The sequence below is a fragment of the Pseudarthrobacter sp. AL07 genome (assembly GCF_029960665.1).
GTDB lineage: Bacteria > Actinomycetota > Actinomycetes > Actinomycetales > Micrococcaceae > Arthrobacter.
Map to the genome: position 1 here is coordinate 14,974 of NZ_JASBRB010000009.1, position 14,322 is coordinate 29,295.

Annotated in this window: 11 protein-coding genes; 4 read left to right on the forward strand and 7 right to left on the reverse strand. The window is 65.8% G+C overall.

Features of this window, described 5'->3' with window-relative positions; genetic code table 11:
• Window positions 1–22: 22 nt before the first annotated feature.
• The 4 genes from QK290_RS09755 to QK290_RS09770 all read right to left on the reverse strand — a co-directional run bounded on the left by QK290_RS09755 (window position 23) and on the right by QK290_RS09770 (window position 3,244).
• Complete coding sequence (locus QK290_RS09755) at window positions 23–886, reverse strand: hypothetical protein (protein ID WP_282330474.1); 864 nt, start codon at window positions 884–886, stop codon at window positions 23–25.
• Entirely contained in the window at window positions 879–1,457 is a 579-nt protein-coding gene (locus QK290_RS09760; protein WP_282330475.1) for a sigma-70 family RNA polymerase sigma factor, read from the reverse strand. The genes QK290_RS09755 and QK290_RS09760 overlap by 8 nt, the downstream gene beginning before the upstream one ends.
• A gap of 155 nt (window positions 1,458–1,612) precedes the next feature.
• Window positions 1,613–2,257: a protein tyrosine phosphatase gene (locus tag QK290_RS09765; RefSeq protein ID WP_282330476.1), complete on the reverse strand. Its 645-nt coding sequence runs from the start codon at window positions 2,255–2,257 to the stop codon at window positions 1,613–1,615.
• A 135-nt stretch (window positions 2,258–2,392) separates the two neighbouring features.
• Complete coding sequence (locus QK290_RS09770) at window positions 2,393–3,244, reverse strand: hypothetical protein (RefSeq protein WP_282330477.1); 852 nt, start codon at window positions 3,242–3,244, stop codon at window positions 2,393–2,395.
• Window positions 3,245–3,436: 192 nt separating this feature from the next.
• On the opposite strand from QK290_RS09770, the gene QK290_RS09775 reads away from it, so the two are divergent.
• Entirely contained in the window at window positions 3,437–6,907 is a 3,471-nt protein-coding gene (locus QK290_RS09775) for a DEAD/DEAH box helicase (protein WP_282330478.1), read from the forward strand.
• 25 nt (window positions 6,908–6,932) lie between these two features.
• Here QK290_RS09775 and QK290_RS09780 read toward each other — a convergent pair whose 3' ends face one another.
• Window positions 6,933–7,673 carry an HNH endonuclease family protein gene (locus QK290_RS09780; RefSeq protein ID WP_282337287.1) on the reverse strand — a complete coding sequence of 247 codons (741 nt, stop codon included), beginning with the start codon at window positions 7,671–7,673 and terminating at the stop codon, window positions 6,933–6,935.
• A 124-nt stretch (window positions 7,674–7,797) separates the two neighbouring features.
• Between QK290_RS09780 and QK290_RS09785 the strand changes: the two genes are divergently transcribed.
• A complete protein-coding gene (locus QK290_RS09785; protein ID WP_282330479.1) occupies window positions 7,798–9,417 on the forward strand; it encodes an HNH endonuclease signature motif containing protein in 1,620 nt (539 codons plus the stop codon).
• Between the two features lie 345 nt (window positions 9,418–9,762).
• On the forward strand, window positions 9,763–9,921 hold the full coding sequence (locus QK290_RS09790) for a hypothetical protein (protein WP_282330480.1): 159 nt from the start codon (window positions 9,763–9,765) through the stop codon (window positions 9,919–9,921).
• Between the two features lie 416 nt (window positions 9,922–10,337).
• On the opposite strand, the gene QK290_RS09795 is transcribed toward QK290_RS09790, so the two are convergent.
• Together QK290_RS09795 and gdhA are read right to left on the reverse strand one after the other, a co-directional pair.
• Entirely contained in the window at window positions 10,338–11,618 is a 1,281-nt protein-coding gene (locus QK290_RS09795; protein WP_282330548.1) for an ammonium transporter, read from the reverse strand.
• Between the two features lie 339 nt (window positions 11,619–11,957).
• Window positions 11,958–13,295 (reverse strand): NADP-specific glutamate dehydrogenase, encoded by a 1,338-nt coding sequence (gdhA, locus tag QK290_RS09800; protein WP_282330481.1) that lies wholly within the window; start codon window positions 13,293–13,295, stop codon window positions 11,958–11,960.
• A 160-nt stretch (window positions 13,296–13,455) separates the two neighbouring features.
• On the opposite strand from gdhA, the gene QK290_RS09805 reads away from it, so the two are divergent.
• Window positions 13,456–14,313 (forward strand): prephenate dehydratase, encoded by an 858-nt coding sequence (locus QK290_RS09805; protein WP_282330482.1) that lies wholly within the window; start codon window positions 13,456–13,458, stop codon window positions 14,311–14,313.
• The last annotated feature ends 9 nt before the right edge of the window (window positions 14,314–14,322 follow it).

The window sequence follows — 14,322 nt, forward strand, 5'->3', positions numbered from 1 at the left end:
GGGCAGCTTACGGATGGGCAGCTTACGGATGGACGCGGGGCAGCGGGACTGGAGGCGAAGGCGGCAGAGGCAGGGCCGGGGACTGCCCCTCACTGTTCAGCGGCCCACCGTGCACACCCGGCACGACGGTTTCAGGTAGCGAAAGATCTGGCAGGGTCACCGCCGGTGCTGATCCCGAGGGGGCGGGAGTCTGCTGCGTGGCCTTGCTGGAACCGGATCCTGGGGCGGCCGGAACCGGCACACTGACGGCCGGTCCGGTGGGCCCTACGGCAGGGACTCCGGGCTGGACTGGCCCGGGGGTCTCCGCCGGCGCGGGGGCAGGCCCGCCGCTAACAGTGGACACGAATGATGTGACTGCATGGTTGACCTTGCCGATGGAATCCCTGATCCCCTGGTCGGAGGCAACAGCAACGGCGCCGCCGGCCGCCAGCGAGACGGCCACGGACATCGTGGTGAGGGTGATCCTGCGACGTGCACGACGGCGGGCGGCCAGCTCGTCGGTTGCCGCGGCGGGTTCGCCCGTTGCCCCCGGAGCGTCCGCGGCAGCTTCCACGGCGGGTGCCGCGGCGGGCTGCGGCCGGGGCACCACAACGGTTTCAGGGACCACCGCGAGGTGGCGAGTGGCTGCAGTGTGGCTCGATGCAGGCGTCGGGACAGGAGTCTGGGTCACGGCAGGGGCCTGTGCCTCGGCAGCAGCCTGGGCTGCGGCGGGCATTATGAGCGCGGCAACGGCAGCGGAGGGCGCCGGCTGCTCGGCCGCGAGCGCACGGAGTTCCAGCAGGGCGGAGCGGAGGGCACCGTCGTCGTCAAGCCCTGCCTCCAGCAGCAGCCTGTCAACAGAGGTGTCGCCGCGGGAACCGTTGCGTGTGCCTGCGGTATCACTCATGATCTGCCTGGTTTCTTCTAAGAGTCTGGTCCTTGAGGTTTTGCAGCGCCCTGCGTTGGAGCTGCTTGATGGCACCCGGGGACTTGCCCATGATGCCGGCCACCTGATCGATGGATAAGTCCGCCACCACCCGCAGTGCCAGGACCTCGCGGTGGTCATCGGCGAGTCCTTCAAGCAGGGCAGTCGCGCCGCCGCTGTGGCCTAAGGCGTGGTCCTCCGCGGACGCCGTGCTGCGCCCGTCCTGCAGGGGGTCGTACGGAGTGAAGTCCGGACGTCGTTCAACCCGCCGGTAGTAATCCACCATCCGGGCGTGGGCAATGGAAAAAACCAACGACTTGGCACCCTGGAGCCCGCCGGTCAGCTCACCTATCTTCGGGAAAAACGCCAGGAACACGTCCTGGGTGACAGCCTCGGGATCGTCCACGCCGCGGGCCTTGAGGTAGCCCTGGACCGCTCCGGCAAAGGTTCGATAGACAGCGCCGAAGAGCACCGCCGGATCAGCACCGGCAGTGTCTGCGAATGTATCTATGTCTTCTTCGGCCAAAGTGTCCAGCACCAGTGGCTCCTCCATCCCGGGCAGCGGACTCGCTCATCCCGGTATTCGGCGCGGTGTGCTCCGCTGCTATCGGTCGGCTGCTGTCGGTCAGCGATCTTGTTGCCAAGTGGACTGCGGGAATCCGGGCCGTCCGGAGCGGGGTCCCGCAGTCCACACTAGCTGAGCAGGTCCTAGCGGTTGGAAACGGCGGGAGCGTCTACAACGTGGCCCGGCACGGCCGGAACAGCAGGAACGGCGGGAACGGCGGGAACGCCGACGACACCCGGAACTGCCGGAACGGCGGGGACTGCAGGCACTGCGGGCAGTTCGGGGCGCTCAGCCTTTACGGCGACGGAACCCTCGCCGGAAGCGTCGGCGTCAGCGGAACCGGCACCCTTCGCAACAACATCGGCGCAGAAGGCGTCAACGTTGCCTTCGCCCTCGGCGGCGATGACCAGCGAGGAGAAGCCGTCGGAGGACGCGTTCAGTCCACCGTGTGTGAAGGCGGTGCAGAGGCCAAAGGCTGCGGCACCAGCGGCGTCCACTGCGGTGCCGGCGGCGGCGGCGGCGTTGGCCCCGGCTGCGACCTTATCGCCGGAGACTGTTGCTTGGCCGGTCACTGCTGCATCGCCTGAGGCGTTTGCGGAGGCGGACTCGGTGGCGTCAGCGGCCAGCTTCGGGGCCGGGGCGCCGAGCAGTTCGTGGGCGGTCTGCTGCGCGTCGGACGGAAGGGCACCGGAAACGGCTGCAACGCCGGTTCCACCGACGGCCAGGGTGCCCGCGGCGAGAACTCCGGCGGCAATTTTACTGGTGGCGAGAACAGTGAACAACGACATATGACACTCCAAAACCTAGAGAACAATTCAGATCCGGCTCCGTAAGGAACCCTTCACCCCCTACATCGCTGGCCGGACCGGGAAAGTTACGGCGCCTCCAAAAATTCTTCCCGGCCCGGGACTGTGGTGCGGGACCTAAGCGTCGATCATCTCGTCGTCGTCCGCTTCCTCGAACTCAACGGCGGCGACGATTTCCTGGGTCTCCGGGTTGATCATGAACGCCTCTTCGTCATCCTCCACCATGATGAAGTCGCCGTGGTCCGTGGTGAAGTGCCAGGCCAGCGTCTTCTCGCCGTCGTGCATGTAGTTGGGGTCGCCCATGGTGATCTTCTGCAGCGTGTAGCCGGCGATGTCGCAGAGTTCGCGGATGATGACCTCAAAATCCGGGGCGTCCTCCAGCGCTTCCTCGTCGGCCGCCGCATGGCGCTCCTCAAGGTTGGGGATGAGCGCAACCTGACGCTCGATGTACGCGTCAAGCTCCTCGTCGTCGAGCACCAGCAAGCCCTCCTGGCGCAGGAGCCAGGCGGCGTTGAGGGCGGTGATGTTTTCAGTTTCGAACAGCTCCTCGAACTCGCCGTCGAGCTCTTCGATGGTGCGCACGGCGCCGTTGGGCTCTTCCTCGGTGTCCAGGTCGCCGTCGAGGTAGCGCTCTTCGTCCTCTTCGGACAAGGCATCAAACGCCGCAACGGTCCGGTTGAAGAGTTCCAGGTGGGCCGTTGCGCCCATCCCGGCGAGGCCCTCGCGGATGAGCGGGTCCACCTCGTCCCGGTCCGCGGTGAACACGTACTGGGCGAAACCGCCCTCCAGGGACTGCGTGACGTAGAAGTCCACGTAGTAGCTGCCGAGCGCCGCGGGCGCGATCTCGCCGGCGTCGAGCAGTTTCCCGTACATGGCGTTCACCACGTGCACGTTGGCGTCTACGACCTCCTCGCTGCCTGCATCGATGCTGGCCTTGGTCAGGACGACAGAGTTCTGGCTCATGGTCATGGGATTCCTCACTGCTGAATGCTTCGGTGCTGCTCAGGACACTTTCACGCTACGTCGGCGGGGGCGCCGCTGTGTTGAGGCGGAAGTGAACGTCAGGCGAAGTTTCAGGCTCCCGCCGGGCGAACTAAGATGAAGCAGATAACCTCCGATCGGACACGGCACCCCCGTGGCCAGCTGAAAGTAGCGCGCACCATGCCATCCCAACCGGACGAGAGTGCGGCACTGGCAATACAGACCCCCGCCATTAACGACCGCTCCCTCGCGGCCGGATTGGCGTATGCCATGGGCAGCCGGGTTTCCGGAATGTCGTTCGACGCCGCCACCGGGCTGATGCTGGGCAAGGTCCGCGGAGGTGCCGACGTCCCTTACTCCACCACGGCCAAGCTGGTCCGGAAAACGGGCGGCTGGAGCTGCACCGTGGGCGTGTGCAGCTGCCCCGTCCGCAAGGACTGCAAACACGTGGCCGCGCTGCTGTTCGCCGCCGAGGACAACCCGGCCATCCGCGTCCAGCTCCTTGCCCCGGCTGAGGTTTCCCGGCTTTCCCGCCAGCCCGCCAGCCTGGACCTGGCCGACTGGGAGCAGGCCCTGAGCCCGCTCATCTCCCAGCCGGGCATCACCCAGTCCATCAGCGGCATCCCGCTGGCCCTCCAGTTCGAGATCGAGGACCCGGCGCCGCACTTTTCCTACACAGGCCGCCGCGACCCGCTCCGCAGCGTGCGCCAGCTCAAGGCCCGGCCCGTGATCATGGGTGCCAAGGGCAAGTGGATCCGCGGCGACGTCTCCTGGAACACCCTGAGCTACCTGAACTTCCGCCGCGAATGCAACGAGGCGCACATCGAGTGGATGCAGGCATTCCTGGCCGCACACACCGCCGCCGCCAACCGGGTTCACAACTCCTCCGCGCTGTGGCTGGGCCTGAACACGTTTGCTGGGAAGAACATGTGGAGCCTGCTCGCCGACGCCAGAAAGATCGGCCTCGCGCTGGTTCACAGCCGCGGCACCGAGCCCGTTCGGCTCGCGGAGTCCCCCGCCGCCGTCGGGCTTAATTTGAGCCGGTACGGCCACGAACCTGCGGTGGGGCAGTCCCAAAATGAAGCAGCCGACGACGGCGGGCTGGAGCTTGCGCCCACCATCACCGTGGAGGGGGAAGCCGTTGATCCGGCGTCTGTGGGGACCATTGGCCGCCCCGCGCACGGCGTCTTCCTGACCACCGGCGGGGAGGCATTGCCAGGTGTTTCAGCGGAGAACGTGATCACGCTGGCCGCGCTGGAAAACGGGCTGAGCGAGGAACTGCTGACGTTCGTGACGGCCGGCAGCACCCTGCACATTCCGGCGAAGGACGAGACGCGTTTCCTCACCGGCTTCTACCCGAAGCTCAAGCAGGCCGCCCGGGTCACTGCGACGGACGAGTCGGTGGCGCTGCCCGCCCTGGCCCTCCCCACCCTCTCCCTGCTGGCCAACTATGGCGCGGACCACCGGGTCCGGCTGCATTGGGAATGGCACTACAAGTCCGGAAACCTGGTCACGGCCCAACCGCTGTGGCGGCACCCCGGCGACCACGGCTACCGTGACGACACCGCCGAGGCCCGCATCCTGGAGGGCATCGGCCAGCCGTGGAACGTTGTTCCGGCCCTGGGCGAATCGGCGTCCGGCGGCTGGGGCACGCCGCGCCTGTCCGCGTCTGCCGAACTCAGCGGCCTGGACACGCTGGCGTTTACCGAGGACGTCCTCCCCGAGCTCCGGAACACGCCGGACGTTTCGGTGGATACTGCCGGGAACATCGCCGACTACCGCGAGGCCGAGGAAGCCCCGGTGGTTTCCATCTCCACCAAGGCCACGGAACAGCGCGACTGGTTCGACCTTGGCATCCAGATTTCACTTGAGGGCCAGCCGGTGTCGTTCGCGGCCGTGTTCTCCGCTCTGGCGGCGGGCCAGACCAAGATGCTCCTGCCCAGCGGCGCCTACTTCTCGCTGGACCTCCCCGAACTGCATCAGCTCCGCGCCCTGATCGAGGAAGCCCGCTCACTGCAGGACAATAAGGACGCCCCGCTGCAGATCAGCCGCTTCCAGGCCGGGCTCTGGGACGAGCTCGCGCAGCTGGGCATTGTGGATGAGCAGGCCACTGCCTGGCGTGAGGCCGTGGGTGGGCTGCTCGAAGGCGGGATCAACGGGCTGCCACTGCCTCCCTCCCTCAATGCGGAGCTGCGGCCGTACCAGCTGGAAGGCTTCAACTGGCTCAGTTTCCTGTACCGGCACAGTTTGGGCGGGATCCTCGCGGACGACATGGGCCTCGGCAAGACCGTCCAGGCCCTCGCCCTGATGTGCGCCGCGAAGGAGCAGGCTGCGTCTGTGTCTGAGCGTGCTGATTCTGTCTCTGGGGCTGCTGATTCTGTCGGGGCGCCATCTTCAGCGCCCGACGGCGGGACTCCCTTTTTAGTGGTGGCCCCCACCAGCGTCGTAGGCAACTGGGCAGCGGAAGCCGCACGCTTCGCTCCCGGCCTCACGGTTCGCATCGTGAGTGAAACGTTCGCCAAGAACAGCCAGGACGCGGCCGTTGAACTCGCCGGCGCGGACATCGTGATCACGTCCTACGCCCTGTTCCGGATCGACTACGATTCCTATGCCTCCAAGACCTGGGCGGGGCTGGTGCTCGACGAAGCCCAGTTCGTAAAGAACCACCAGTCCAAGGCCTACCAGTGCGCCCGGAAGCTGCCCGCCGCCTTCAAGCTGGCCATCACCGGCACCCCGCTGGAGAACAACCTCATGGAGTTCTGGGCTCTAACGTCCATCGTGGCGCCGGGCCTGTTCTCCAGCCCCAAGCGGTTCGCCGAGTACTACCAGAAGCCAGTGGAAAAGAACGGCGACAAGGGGCAGCTGGACAAGCTCCGCCGTCGGGTCCGTCCGCTGATGATGCGCCGCACCAAGGACCAGGTCATCCAGGACCTGCCGCCCAAGCAGGAGCAGATCCTGGAGGTGGTGCTGAACCCGCGCCACCAAAAGGTTTACCAGACGCACCTGCAGCGCGAACGGCAAAAGATCCTGGGCCTGATCGAGGATGTGAACAAGAACCGCTTCACCATCTTCCAGTCCCTGACCCTGCTGCGCCAGCTCAGCCTGGACGCCTCTCTGGTGGACCCGTCGCTGTCCGGCGTCCGCTCTTCGAAGCTCGACGTGCTGTTTGAGCAGCTGGAGGATCTGGTTGCGGAGGGCCACCGGGCGCTGATCTTCAGCCAGTTCACCGGCTTCCTGGGCAAGGTCCGCGAGCGGCTTGTGGAGGAGAAGATCGAGTTCTGCTATCTCGACGGCGGCACCCGCAACCGCACCGACGTGGTCAACGAATTCAAGAACGGCAGCGCGCCGGTGTTCCTGATCTCGCTCAAGGCCGGCGGTTTTGGCCTGAACCTGACCGAGGCCGACTACGTGTTCCTGCTGGATCCCTGGTGGAACCCCGCGTCCGAGGCGCAGGCCGTGGACCGGACGCACCGGATCGGGCAGGCGCGGAACGTGATGGTCTACCGGCTCGTCGCCAAGGACACGATCGAGGAAAAGGTCATGGCATTGAAGGCCCGGAAGTCACAGCTGTTCGCGGACGTCATGGAAGGCGACGCCTTGTCCAGCGGGTCTATCACGGCCGAGGACCTCGCGGGCCTGTTCAAGGACTGATCTCTCGTTCGCGTCCCGGGGCCGTCTAACTGCAGGCTGTCAGGATACCGGCGATCGCGTCGTGCTCGGCCTGAGTGACCCACAGGCTGTAGTTGGCCTTCACTGCGGTCTGGCGGGCGACGTATTCGCACCGGAACGCCGTGTTTGGCGGGAGCCAGGTGGCCGCATCCTTATCGCCCTTGGCGCTGTTGGCAGGCCCGTCGGCAGCCATGAGGTTCAGGGGATCGTTGGCCAGCTGCCTGCGCTGTTCGGCGCTGAGCTGCTGGGCGCCCTTCTGCCAGGCGTCGCTGAGGGCGATGACGTGGTCGATCTGGACGGCGGAGCTGGTGGTGTTGCCGCGGACAAAGTTGATGGTTGCGCCGGTGTACTTATCGGCCAGGGTACCGGTGGCAACGACGCAGTTCTGTGTGCCGGGTTTGAACGTCTCACCGTCGAGGTCCCTGGCGAGGATGTCGTTTCGGGTGTCGCAGCCGTTCCGGTCGACGTCGGCCCAGGCGGGGCCGAATTCCTCGCGGCTGTAGCCGGTCTTGGGGGCACGTCCCTTCACCGGGATGGTTTCCAGCTGGGCGAGGGCCGTTGCCACGTCGGCTGGGCTCACAGATGATTCGCCGGAGTTGCCCGCCGGCGGTGCTTCCCTTACAGCTTCGGCCACCTTGTTTGCCGCCTGCGTTGCGGCCTGGGCGGCGGCGTCACAACCGGCGAGGGCTGTGGAGAGAAGCAGAGCGGTGAACAGAGTCAGTGCTTTGGCGGCGGCGGAGCGGTTGATGGTTAGGTCCTTCTGGAGTGCGGTGGAGGTGAATACGCTACTGGCGCGGGGCGTTCTGCTCTGTCATGCCGGGGTGTGGAGTCTGTCACCCTAAAATGTCGGACCCCCTCGACATGATGGAGGTATGGACAACACGGCTGCGGCAGAGATTCTGGAGACCATCGCGGCCTCTGCTTTGCAGCTGGCCGGGGTGCTTCGAGGGACGGCCGCCAGCCCGGCAGCCGGCCTGGCCGCGGGCTCGGCCGCCAGCCCGGCTGCAACTGGTCCGGCTGATGCCCCCTCAGTGACTGGTCCGTCCGCTACGGGTGGGGACCAGGCTCGCTGGCAGGCTGAGCTTTGCCTGACCGTCCTGACCGGAACTGTTGGGATGGAAGCCATGGTCGCTGCCGTAAAGGTCCATGCCGCCAGCGGTTACGACGACGCCGCCCAGACCATCGCGGCCCCCATCACTTCCCCTCAGGAGCAGACCGCCCAGGACATGGGCATCGTGGCCGAGGTCGCCTGCGCCCTGACCGTCAGCGAACGCGCGGGTGACGCGCTGCTGGGCGAAGCACATCGTCTGACCACCGCTCTGCCACTGACCCTCGCCGCCCTGGAAGCAGGGGCCATTTCGTGGCAGCACGCACGGATCATGATTGACGAAACACTCAACCTGGATCCCGCCGGCGCGGCCGCGTTGGAAGCGCATTTCCTGGACCCGGACGCGCCCAACCCGGTGAGGGGCCCGGCCGGGGAGATGATCCCGTCCCGATTCCGCGCCAAAGCCCGGACCTGGCGCGAACGCCACCACCCGGACAGCATCGAAAAACGCCACACCCGCAGCGCGGCGGACCGGCGCCTTGAATACTCCCCGGACCGGGACGGCATGGCCTGGCTCTCCGCCTACCTCCCGGCCGATCAGGCCTCCGGGATCTGGGACCGCGCCACCACCGCCGCCCGCGCGCTGCAGGGCCCCACGGAGTCCAGGACCCTCACCCAGCTCCGCACCGACAGCGCCGCGGTTTGGCTTCTGGGCGGGCAAGCCGATCTGATCCCGTCACCCAAGGCCCAGGTCCTCGTGACCGTGCCGGTGTTTGCGCTGATGGGCCTGACTGATGAACCCGCGATACTCGATGGGTACGGGCCCATCCCGCCGTCCATGGCCCGCGCCCTGGTTGCCGACGGCGCCGATTCGTTCCACCGGGTCCTGACCGACCCCCGCGATGGAGCACCGCTGGAAATCGGCCGTGAAAGCTACCGAATCCCCAAAGCCATGCGCCAGTGGCTCCGCCTTCGGGACGGCAAATGCCCCTTCCCCGGCTGCAGCAACCAGTCCCTGGACAACGAAGCCGACCACCTCCTCGCCTGGCACCAGGGCGGCACCACCGGGATCCGCAATCTCGGTCAGCCTTGCCCCAGGCACCACCGGCTCAAACACACCACACCCTGGAAACCCACCACGGCGAGTTCCACCGAACCGCCCGGCTGGATTTCTCCCACAGGCCGCCACTACGCCAGCGAACACCCCGACTGGGAACCACCCATCTGGCCAAGCCAGATAGTGCACCAACTGCCCCATAAGGAACCTGACCCTGCCCTGCCCGAAAGCCGTCTGCCGGCAGACCCAGAGCCGGAGCGGAAATGGCTGCGCCGCCTCCAAGAACCAGAGCCGGCACCTTTCCCGTCCGTACCCGACTTCCTCTGGCTGACACAACAGCCTGGTGCCGGTGCGGCACCTCCAGTCCCCTGCGTTAGCATTGGCTGAGCCCTGTCGTGCAGCCGGGAAGCAGCTGCGGGAAATCGCTTTCCCTCATGTGCTGCATGGAATTCTGACTTGGCATCGACTCGGAGATTCCCGTGCGCACCGAAGCCACCGCTTCAGATTCAATCCGTGAACCTGCAGCATCCAGCGTCCTGCCACTCAGCGCGGATGCCTTCAGGACTCCCTACCGGGATCCCATCTGGGACGGCCCCACAGATCCCGTCCTGGCGCCCGACCACCTGACCGGCGACTGGGTGCTTTTCTACACGCAGCGACGGGCCACGGAAACCGGGCTGACCGGCGTCGGGTGGGTCCACGGCAGGGCCATGGGAGTGGCCCGCTCATCCGATGGCGGACGCACTTGCGCATATCACGGAACCCTGGACGGACTGGACCGGCACCGCATCCATTGTCCAGCTCGCCAGCCGGGACCTGGTTACCTGGGAATACTTGGGTGCCATCGACCTGGACTCGCCGCACGTCATCGACGCCGCCGTCGCCCTTTGAGGGGATGGCCAATATCGGCTCTGGTACAAGGACGAGGCCCGCGGATCCAACACGTACAGTGCTGTAACCAGCACGCCCGCCGAACCGACGTCGTGGATTCTTGAAGGACTGGCGATTCCGGGGCGCCCCCACGAGAGACCCAAGGTGTTCAGGCTTGGAGGCCAGTTTTGGATGATCGTGGACGAATGGCGCGGGCAGGCGGTCTACCGTCCTGAAGATGCCTCTGGTGGCTGGACCAGGCAGGAGTACCGTGAGGACCTCATCCTGACGGCTCCTGAAACGGCCGAACTGCGGAACTATAAGCCAGCGGCTGCTGACACCGGTCCCGATGTTCGGCCCTTCGCCGGGCTCGCGCCGGGCGGCGCCAATGGGCCCTTCGCCGGGCATATCTATTTGAGTTCAGGCCCCACTGGTTATCAGGCCCGCTGCGGTGACCCCAGCTCCACCGGGTCTTCATCACTGAGGTAAGCAAGTTCCGAGTGGGCTGCGATGTCGATGCCGCGGAGTTCGTCTTCGGGCTTGATTCGCAGGCCGACGATGCGATCGAGAATCTTGGCCAGGATCCAGGTGACGCCGAACGAGTAGACTAGAACGGCAACTGTGGCCACCGCCTGGATACCCAGTTGTTCAAGACCGCCGCCATAGAAGAGGCCGCTCACTCCGTTCGGAGCCGCATCCGTGGCGAACAGGCCGATCAGCAGGGTGCCGATGATGCCGCCCACGAGGTAGACGCCAACAACGTCGAGCGAGTCGTCGTAACCCAGGCGGAACTTCAGTTCAATGGCGAGGGAGCAGACGGCACCGGCGATCGCGCCGATGGCCAGTGCACCCAGCGGGCTGACCGCACCACAGGCAGGCGTAATGGCAACCAGTGCCGGAATCAGGCCGGATGCCGCGCCCATGCTTGTGGCCGCGCCGTGGCGGATCCGCTCAACGAGCGCCCAGGCGAGGAGCCCGGCCGAGGCTGCCACCGCGGTGTTCAGGAACACGACGGAGGCGGACTGCCCGGCCGAGAGTGCTGAGCCTGCGTTGAAGCCGAACCAGCCCACCCAGAGCAGTCCCGCACCAACGAGCACAAGCGGCCGGCTGTGCGGCTTGGTGTGTTCCATCTTGGGCCAGCCGGAGCTCTTGCCGAGCACGAGTGCAAGCGCCGCGGCGCCGGCGTTCATGTGCACGGCGGTTCCACCGGCGAAGTCGATTGCCTTGATGCCGCTCGCGATCCAGCCGCCCGTGACGCTGCCGTCAGCAGAGGAGAACGCGAACACCCAGTGTGCGATGGGGAAGTAGACAATGGTTGCCCAGATTCCGGCAAACAGCATCCAGGCGCCGAACTTCATACGTCCGGCTGCCGCTCCCGCAACCAGGGCCGTAGTGACACAGGCGAAGAACAGTTGGAAGGCTGCAAACAGGACCACCGGAATGGAGGCTGCCTCGTCTGCGGCGAGCAGCTGTCCCATGCCCGGGAATTCCGTGATGTCCCCGATGAGTCCGAGGCCGCCCACGGAGTTTCCGAAGGAAATGGAATAACCGAAGAGCGCCCAGAGCACCGCCACCAGGCTCGCCCCGCCAAAGCACATCATCATGTTGAGAACGCGACGAGACCCCACCATGCCCCCGTAAAACAGGGCCAGGGCAGGGACCATCATGCAGACCAGCGCTGAGCTGGCCAGAATCCAAGCGACATTTCCCGAATCTATGGGAAACCCCTTTCGTGATGCGAAGAGAGAACGGAAATTGCCCGTCAGAGCCGCTCCGAAGGACGGACGCGGAGTCCGTACCACGTTCATCGGAGGGCAGCTATTGCCGTCTGGTTCCAACTGTATGGCTGCAGTTCCGCGATGGGTTTCTGGCTGGTTAAATCGACGTTTCACTCACGGGCACGCGAGTTTCACAGGCCACTCAAACGAACTTTGGATACAGGGAATTCCGGCACCGCAGCATGTAAACAACTCCGCGCCTGGATGCTGCAACAACGCAAGCGGCCACCGACCCTTGCCGGGTCGGTGGCCGCTATGAGCGTCAGTGTGGGATGTGCGTTAGATAAGCCCCTGCGCGAGCATGGCGTCAGCCACCTTGACGAAGCCGCCGATGTTGGCGCCCAGCACGTAGTTGCCGGGCTCGCCGTATTCGTCCGCGGTTGACGCGCAGCGGTGGTGGATGCCCACCATGATCTCGGTGAGCCGCTGTTCCGTGTGCTCGAAGGACCAGGAATCGCGGCTGGCATTCTGCTGCATCTCAAGCGCCGACGTCGCCACGCCGCCTGCGTTCGCGGCCTTGCCCGGCCCGAACAGCACACCGGAATCCTGGAACACCGAGACTGCCTCACGGGTGGAGGGCATGTTGGCGCCTTCGCCGACCGCCACGAGGCCATTGCGGACCAACCGCGCGGCAGCACCGCCGTCGAGCTCGTTCTGCGTGGCGCACGGCAGCGCCACCGTAGCGTCGACATCCCACACCGAGCCCGCTTCCACATAGGAAACGCCGGGGCGGCGCACGGCGTAATCCTTGAGGCGTCCGCGTTCAACTTCCTTCACCTCACGAAGAAGCGCGACGTCGATGCCCGCCTCATCCACGATGTAGCCGGAGGAGTCGGAGCAAGCCACCACGCTGGCGCCGAGCGTCTGCGCTTTGGCAATGGCGTTAATGGCCACGTTGCCCGAACCTGACACCACCACGCGCTGCCCGTCGAAGGACGAGCCACGGGTTTTCAGCATCTCCTGGGTGAAGATGACAGTGCCATAGCCGGTGGCCTCGGGCCGCACCAGGGAACCGCCCCAGGACATGCCCTTGCCGGTGAGGACTCCGGATTCGTAGCGGTTGGTGATCCGCTTGTACTGCCCAAAGAGGTATCCGATTTCACGGCCGCCTACGCCGATATCACCGGCCGGTACATCGGTGTACTCGCCGATGTGCCGGTAGAGCTCGGTCATGAACGACTGGCAGAACCGCATCACTTCGGCATCGCTGCGGCCGCGCGGATCGAAATCCGAGCCGCCCTTGCCGCCGCCGATGGGCATGCCGGTGAGGGCGTTCTTGAAGATCTGCTCGAAGCCCAGGAACTTCACAATGCCCAGGTAGACAGAGGGGTGGAAGCGCAGGCCGCCCTTGTAGGGGCCGAGTGCGGAGTTGAATTCGACCCGGAAGCCTCGGTTGATCTGCACGCGCCCGGAGTCGTCGGTCCACGGAACGCGGAAGATGATCTGGCGTTCGGGCTCGCAAAGCCGCTCCAGGATGGCGGCTTCAAGGAACTCGGGGTGCCGGTCGTGAACGGGGCCAAGGCTCTCAAAAACCTCGGTGACCGCCTGGTGGAATTCAGCTTCACCGGGGTTCCGCGCCAGTACCGTATTCCGGATGGCCTCAAGCCGAGCGTCCACGCCGTCTCCTCAAACTCATTGAATATTCAACTCAGCATGGTACCAACCATTGCCCCTACGGAACTTTCTGTCGCGGTCGCAATCGACTTCTGCGCCCGAATGGCGACATTACTGCCGGCGGGTTGGCCGGGTGGGCACCTGCCGTGAAACCATACGGACCATGGCCCAGAAGATTGCGTACCAGGGTGAGCCCGGCGCCAACTCCAATATCGCGTGCATGCAGATGTTCCCACAGCTGGAAAGCGTTCCCTGCGCCAGCTTCGAGGATGCCTTCGAGCTGGTCTCCAGCGGCGAGGCAGAACTGGCAATGATTCCGATTGAGAACTCGATCGCCGGCCGGGTGGCGGACATCCACATCCTGCTCCCCCAGTCGCACCTGCAGATCGTGGGCGAGTTCTTCCTGCCCATCCACTTTGACCTGCTGGGCATTCCGGGCAGCACCATCGAGGCCGCCACCGAGGTCCACAGCCACATCCACGCCCTGGGCCAGTGCCGCCGCCTGATCCGTGAGGCCGGGCTGCGTCCGGTCATCGCCGGGGACACTGCCGGCTCCGCCCGGGAGGTCCGGGAATGGAACGACCCCACCAAGCTGTCCCTCGCTCCCCCGCTCGCAGCCGAGATCTACGGCCTCGAGGTGCTGGCATCACGGGTCGAGGATGACCCGTCCAACACCACCCGCTTCGTGGTCTTGGCGCGGGAGAAGGAACTGCCCACCCGGGATGAGCTGCCTGGACCGGCGGTGACCAGCTTTGTGTTCCGCGTCCGGAACGTCCCATCGGCGCTGTTCAAGGCCCTGGGCGGGTTCGCCACGAACGGCGTCAACATGACGCGGCTGGAGAGCTACATGGTGGGCGACGAATTCGCCGCCACGATGTTCATGGTGGACGTCGAAGGCCACCCCGAGGACGTGCCGTTGCGCCTGGCCCTTGAGGAGCTGGACTTCTTCACCACCGAAGTCCGCATCCTGGGCGTCTATCCCGCTGCCGAATTCCGGACCGCGCAAACGGTCACTCCCTGATCCCGGGCC

Bases quoted from the DNA above. Each gene is read 5' to 3' on its own strand.
- QK290_RS09755 (WP_282330474.1), bottom strand. From the start codon at position 886: ATGAGTGATACCGCAGGCACACGCAACGGTTCCCGCGGCGACACCTCT.
- QK290_RS09760 (WP_282330475.1), bottom strand. From the start codon at position 1,457: ATGGAGGAGCCACTGGTGCTGGACACTTTGGCCGAAGAAGACATAGAT.
- QK290_RS09765 (WP_282330476.1), bottom strand. From the start codon at position 2,257: ATGTCGTTGTTCACTGTTCTCGCCACCAGTAAAATTGCCGCCGGAGTT.
- QK290_RS09770 (WP_282330477.1), bottom strand. From the start codon at position 3,244: ATGACCATGAGCCAGAACTCTGTCGTCCTGACCAAGGCCAGCATCGAT.
- QK290_RS09775 (WP_282330478.1), top strand. From the start codon at position 3,437: ATGCCATCCCAACCGGACGAGAGTGCGGCACTGGCAATACAGACCCCC.
- QK290_RS09785 (WP_282330479.1), top strand. From the start codon at position 7,798: ATGGACAACACGGCTGCGGCAGAGATTCTGGAGACCATCGCGGCCTCT.
- QK290_RS09790 (WP_282330480.1), top strand. From the start codon at position 9,763: ATGGCGGACGCACTTGCGCATATCACGGAACCCTGGACGGACTGGACC.
- QK290_RS09805 (WP_282330482.1), top strand. From the start codon at position 13,456: ATGGCCCAGAAGATTGCGTACCAGGGTGAGCCCGGCGCCAACTCCAAT.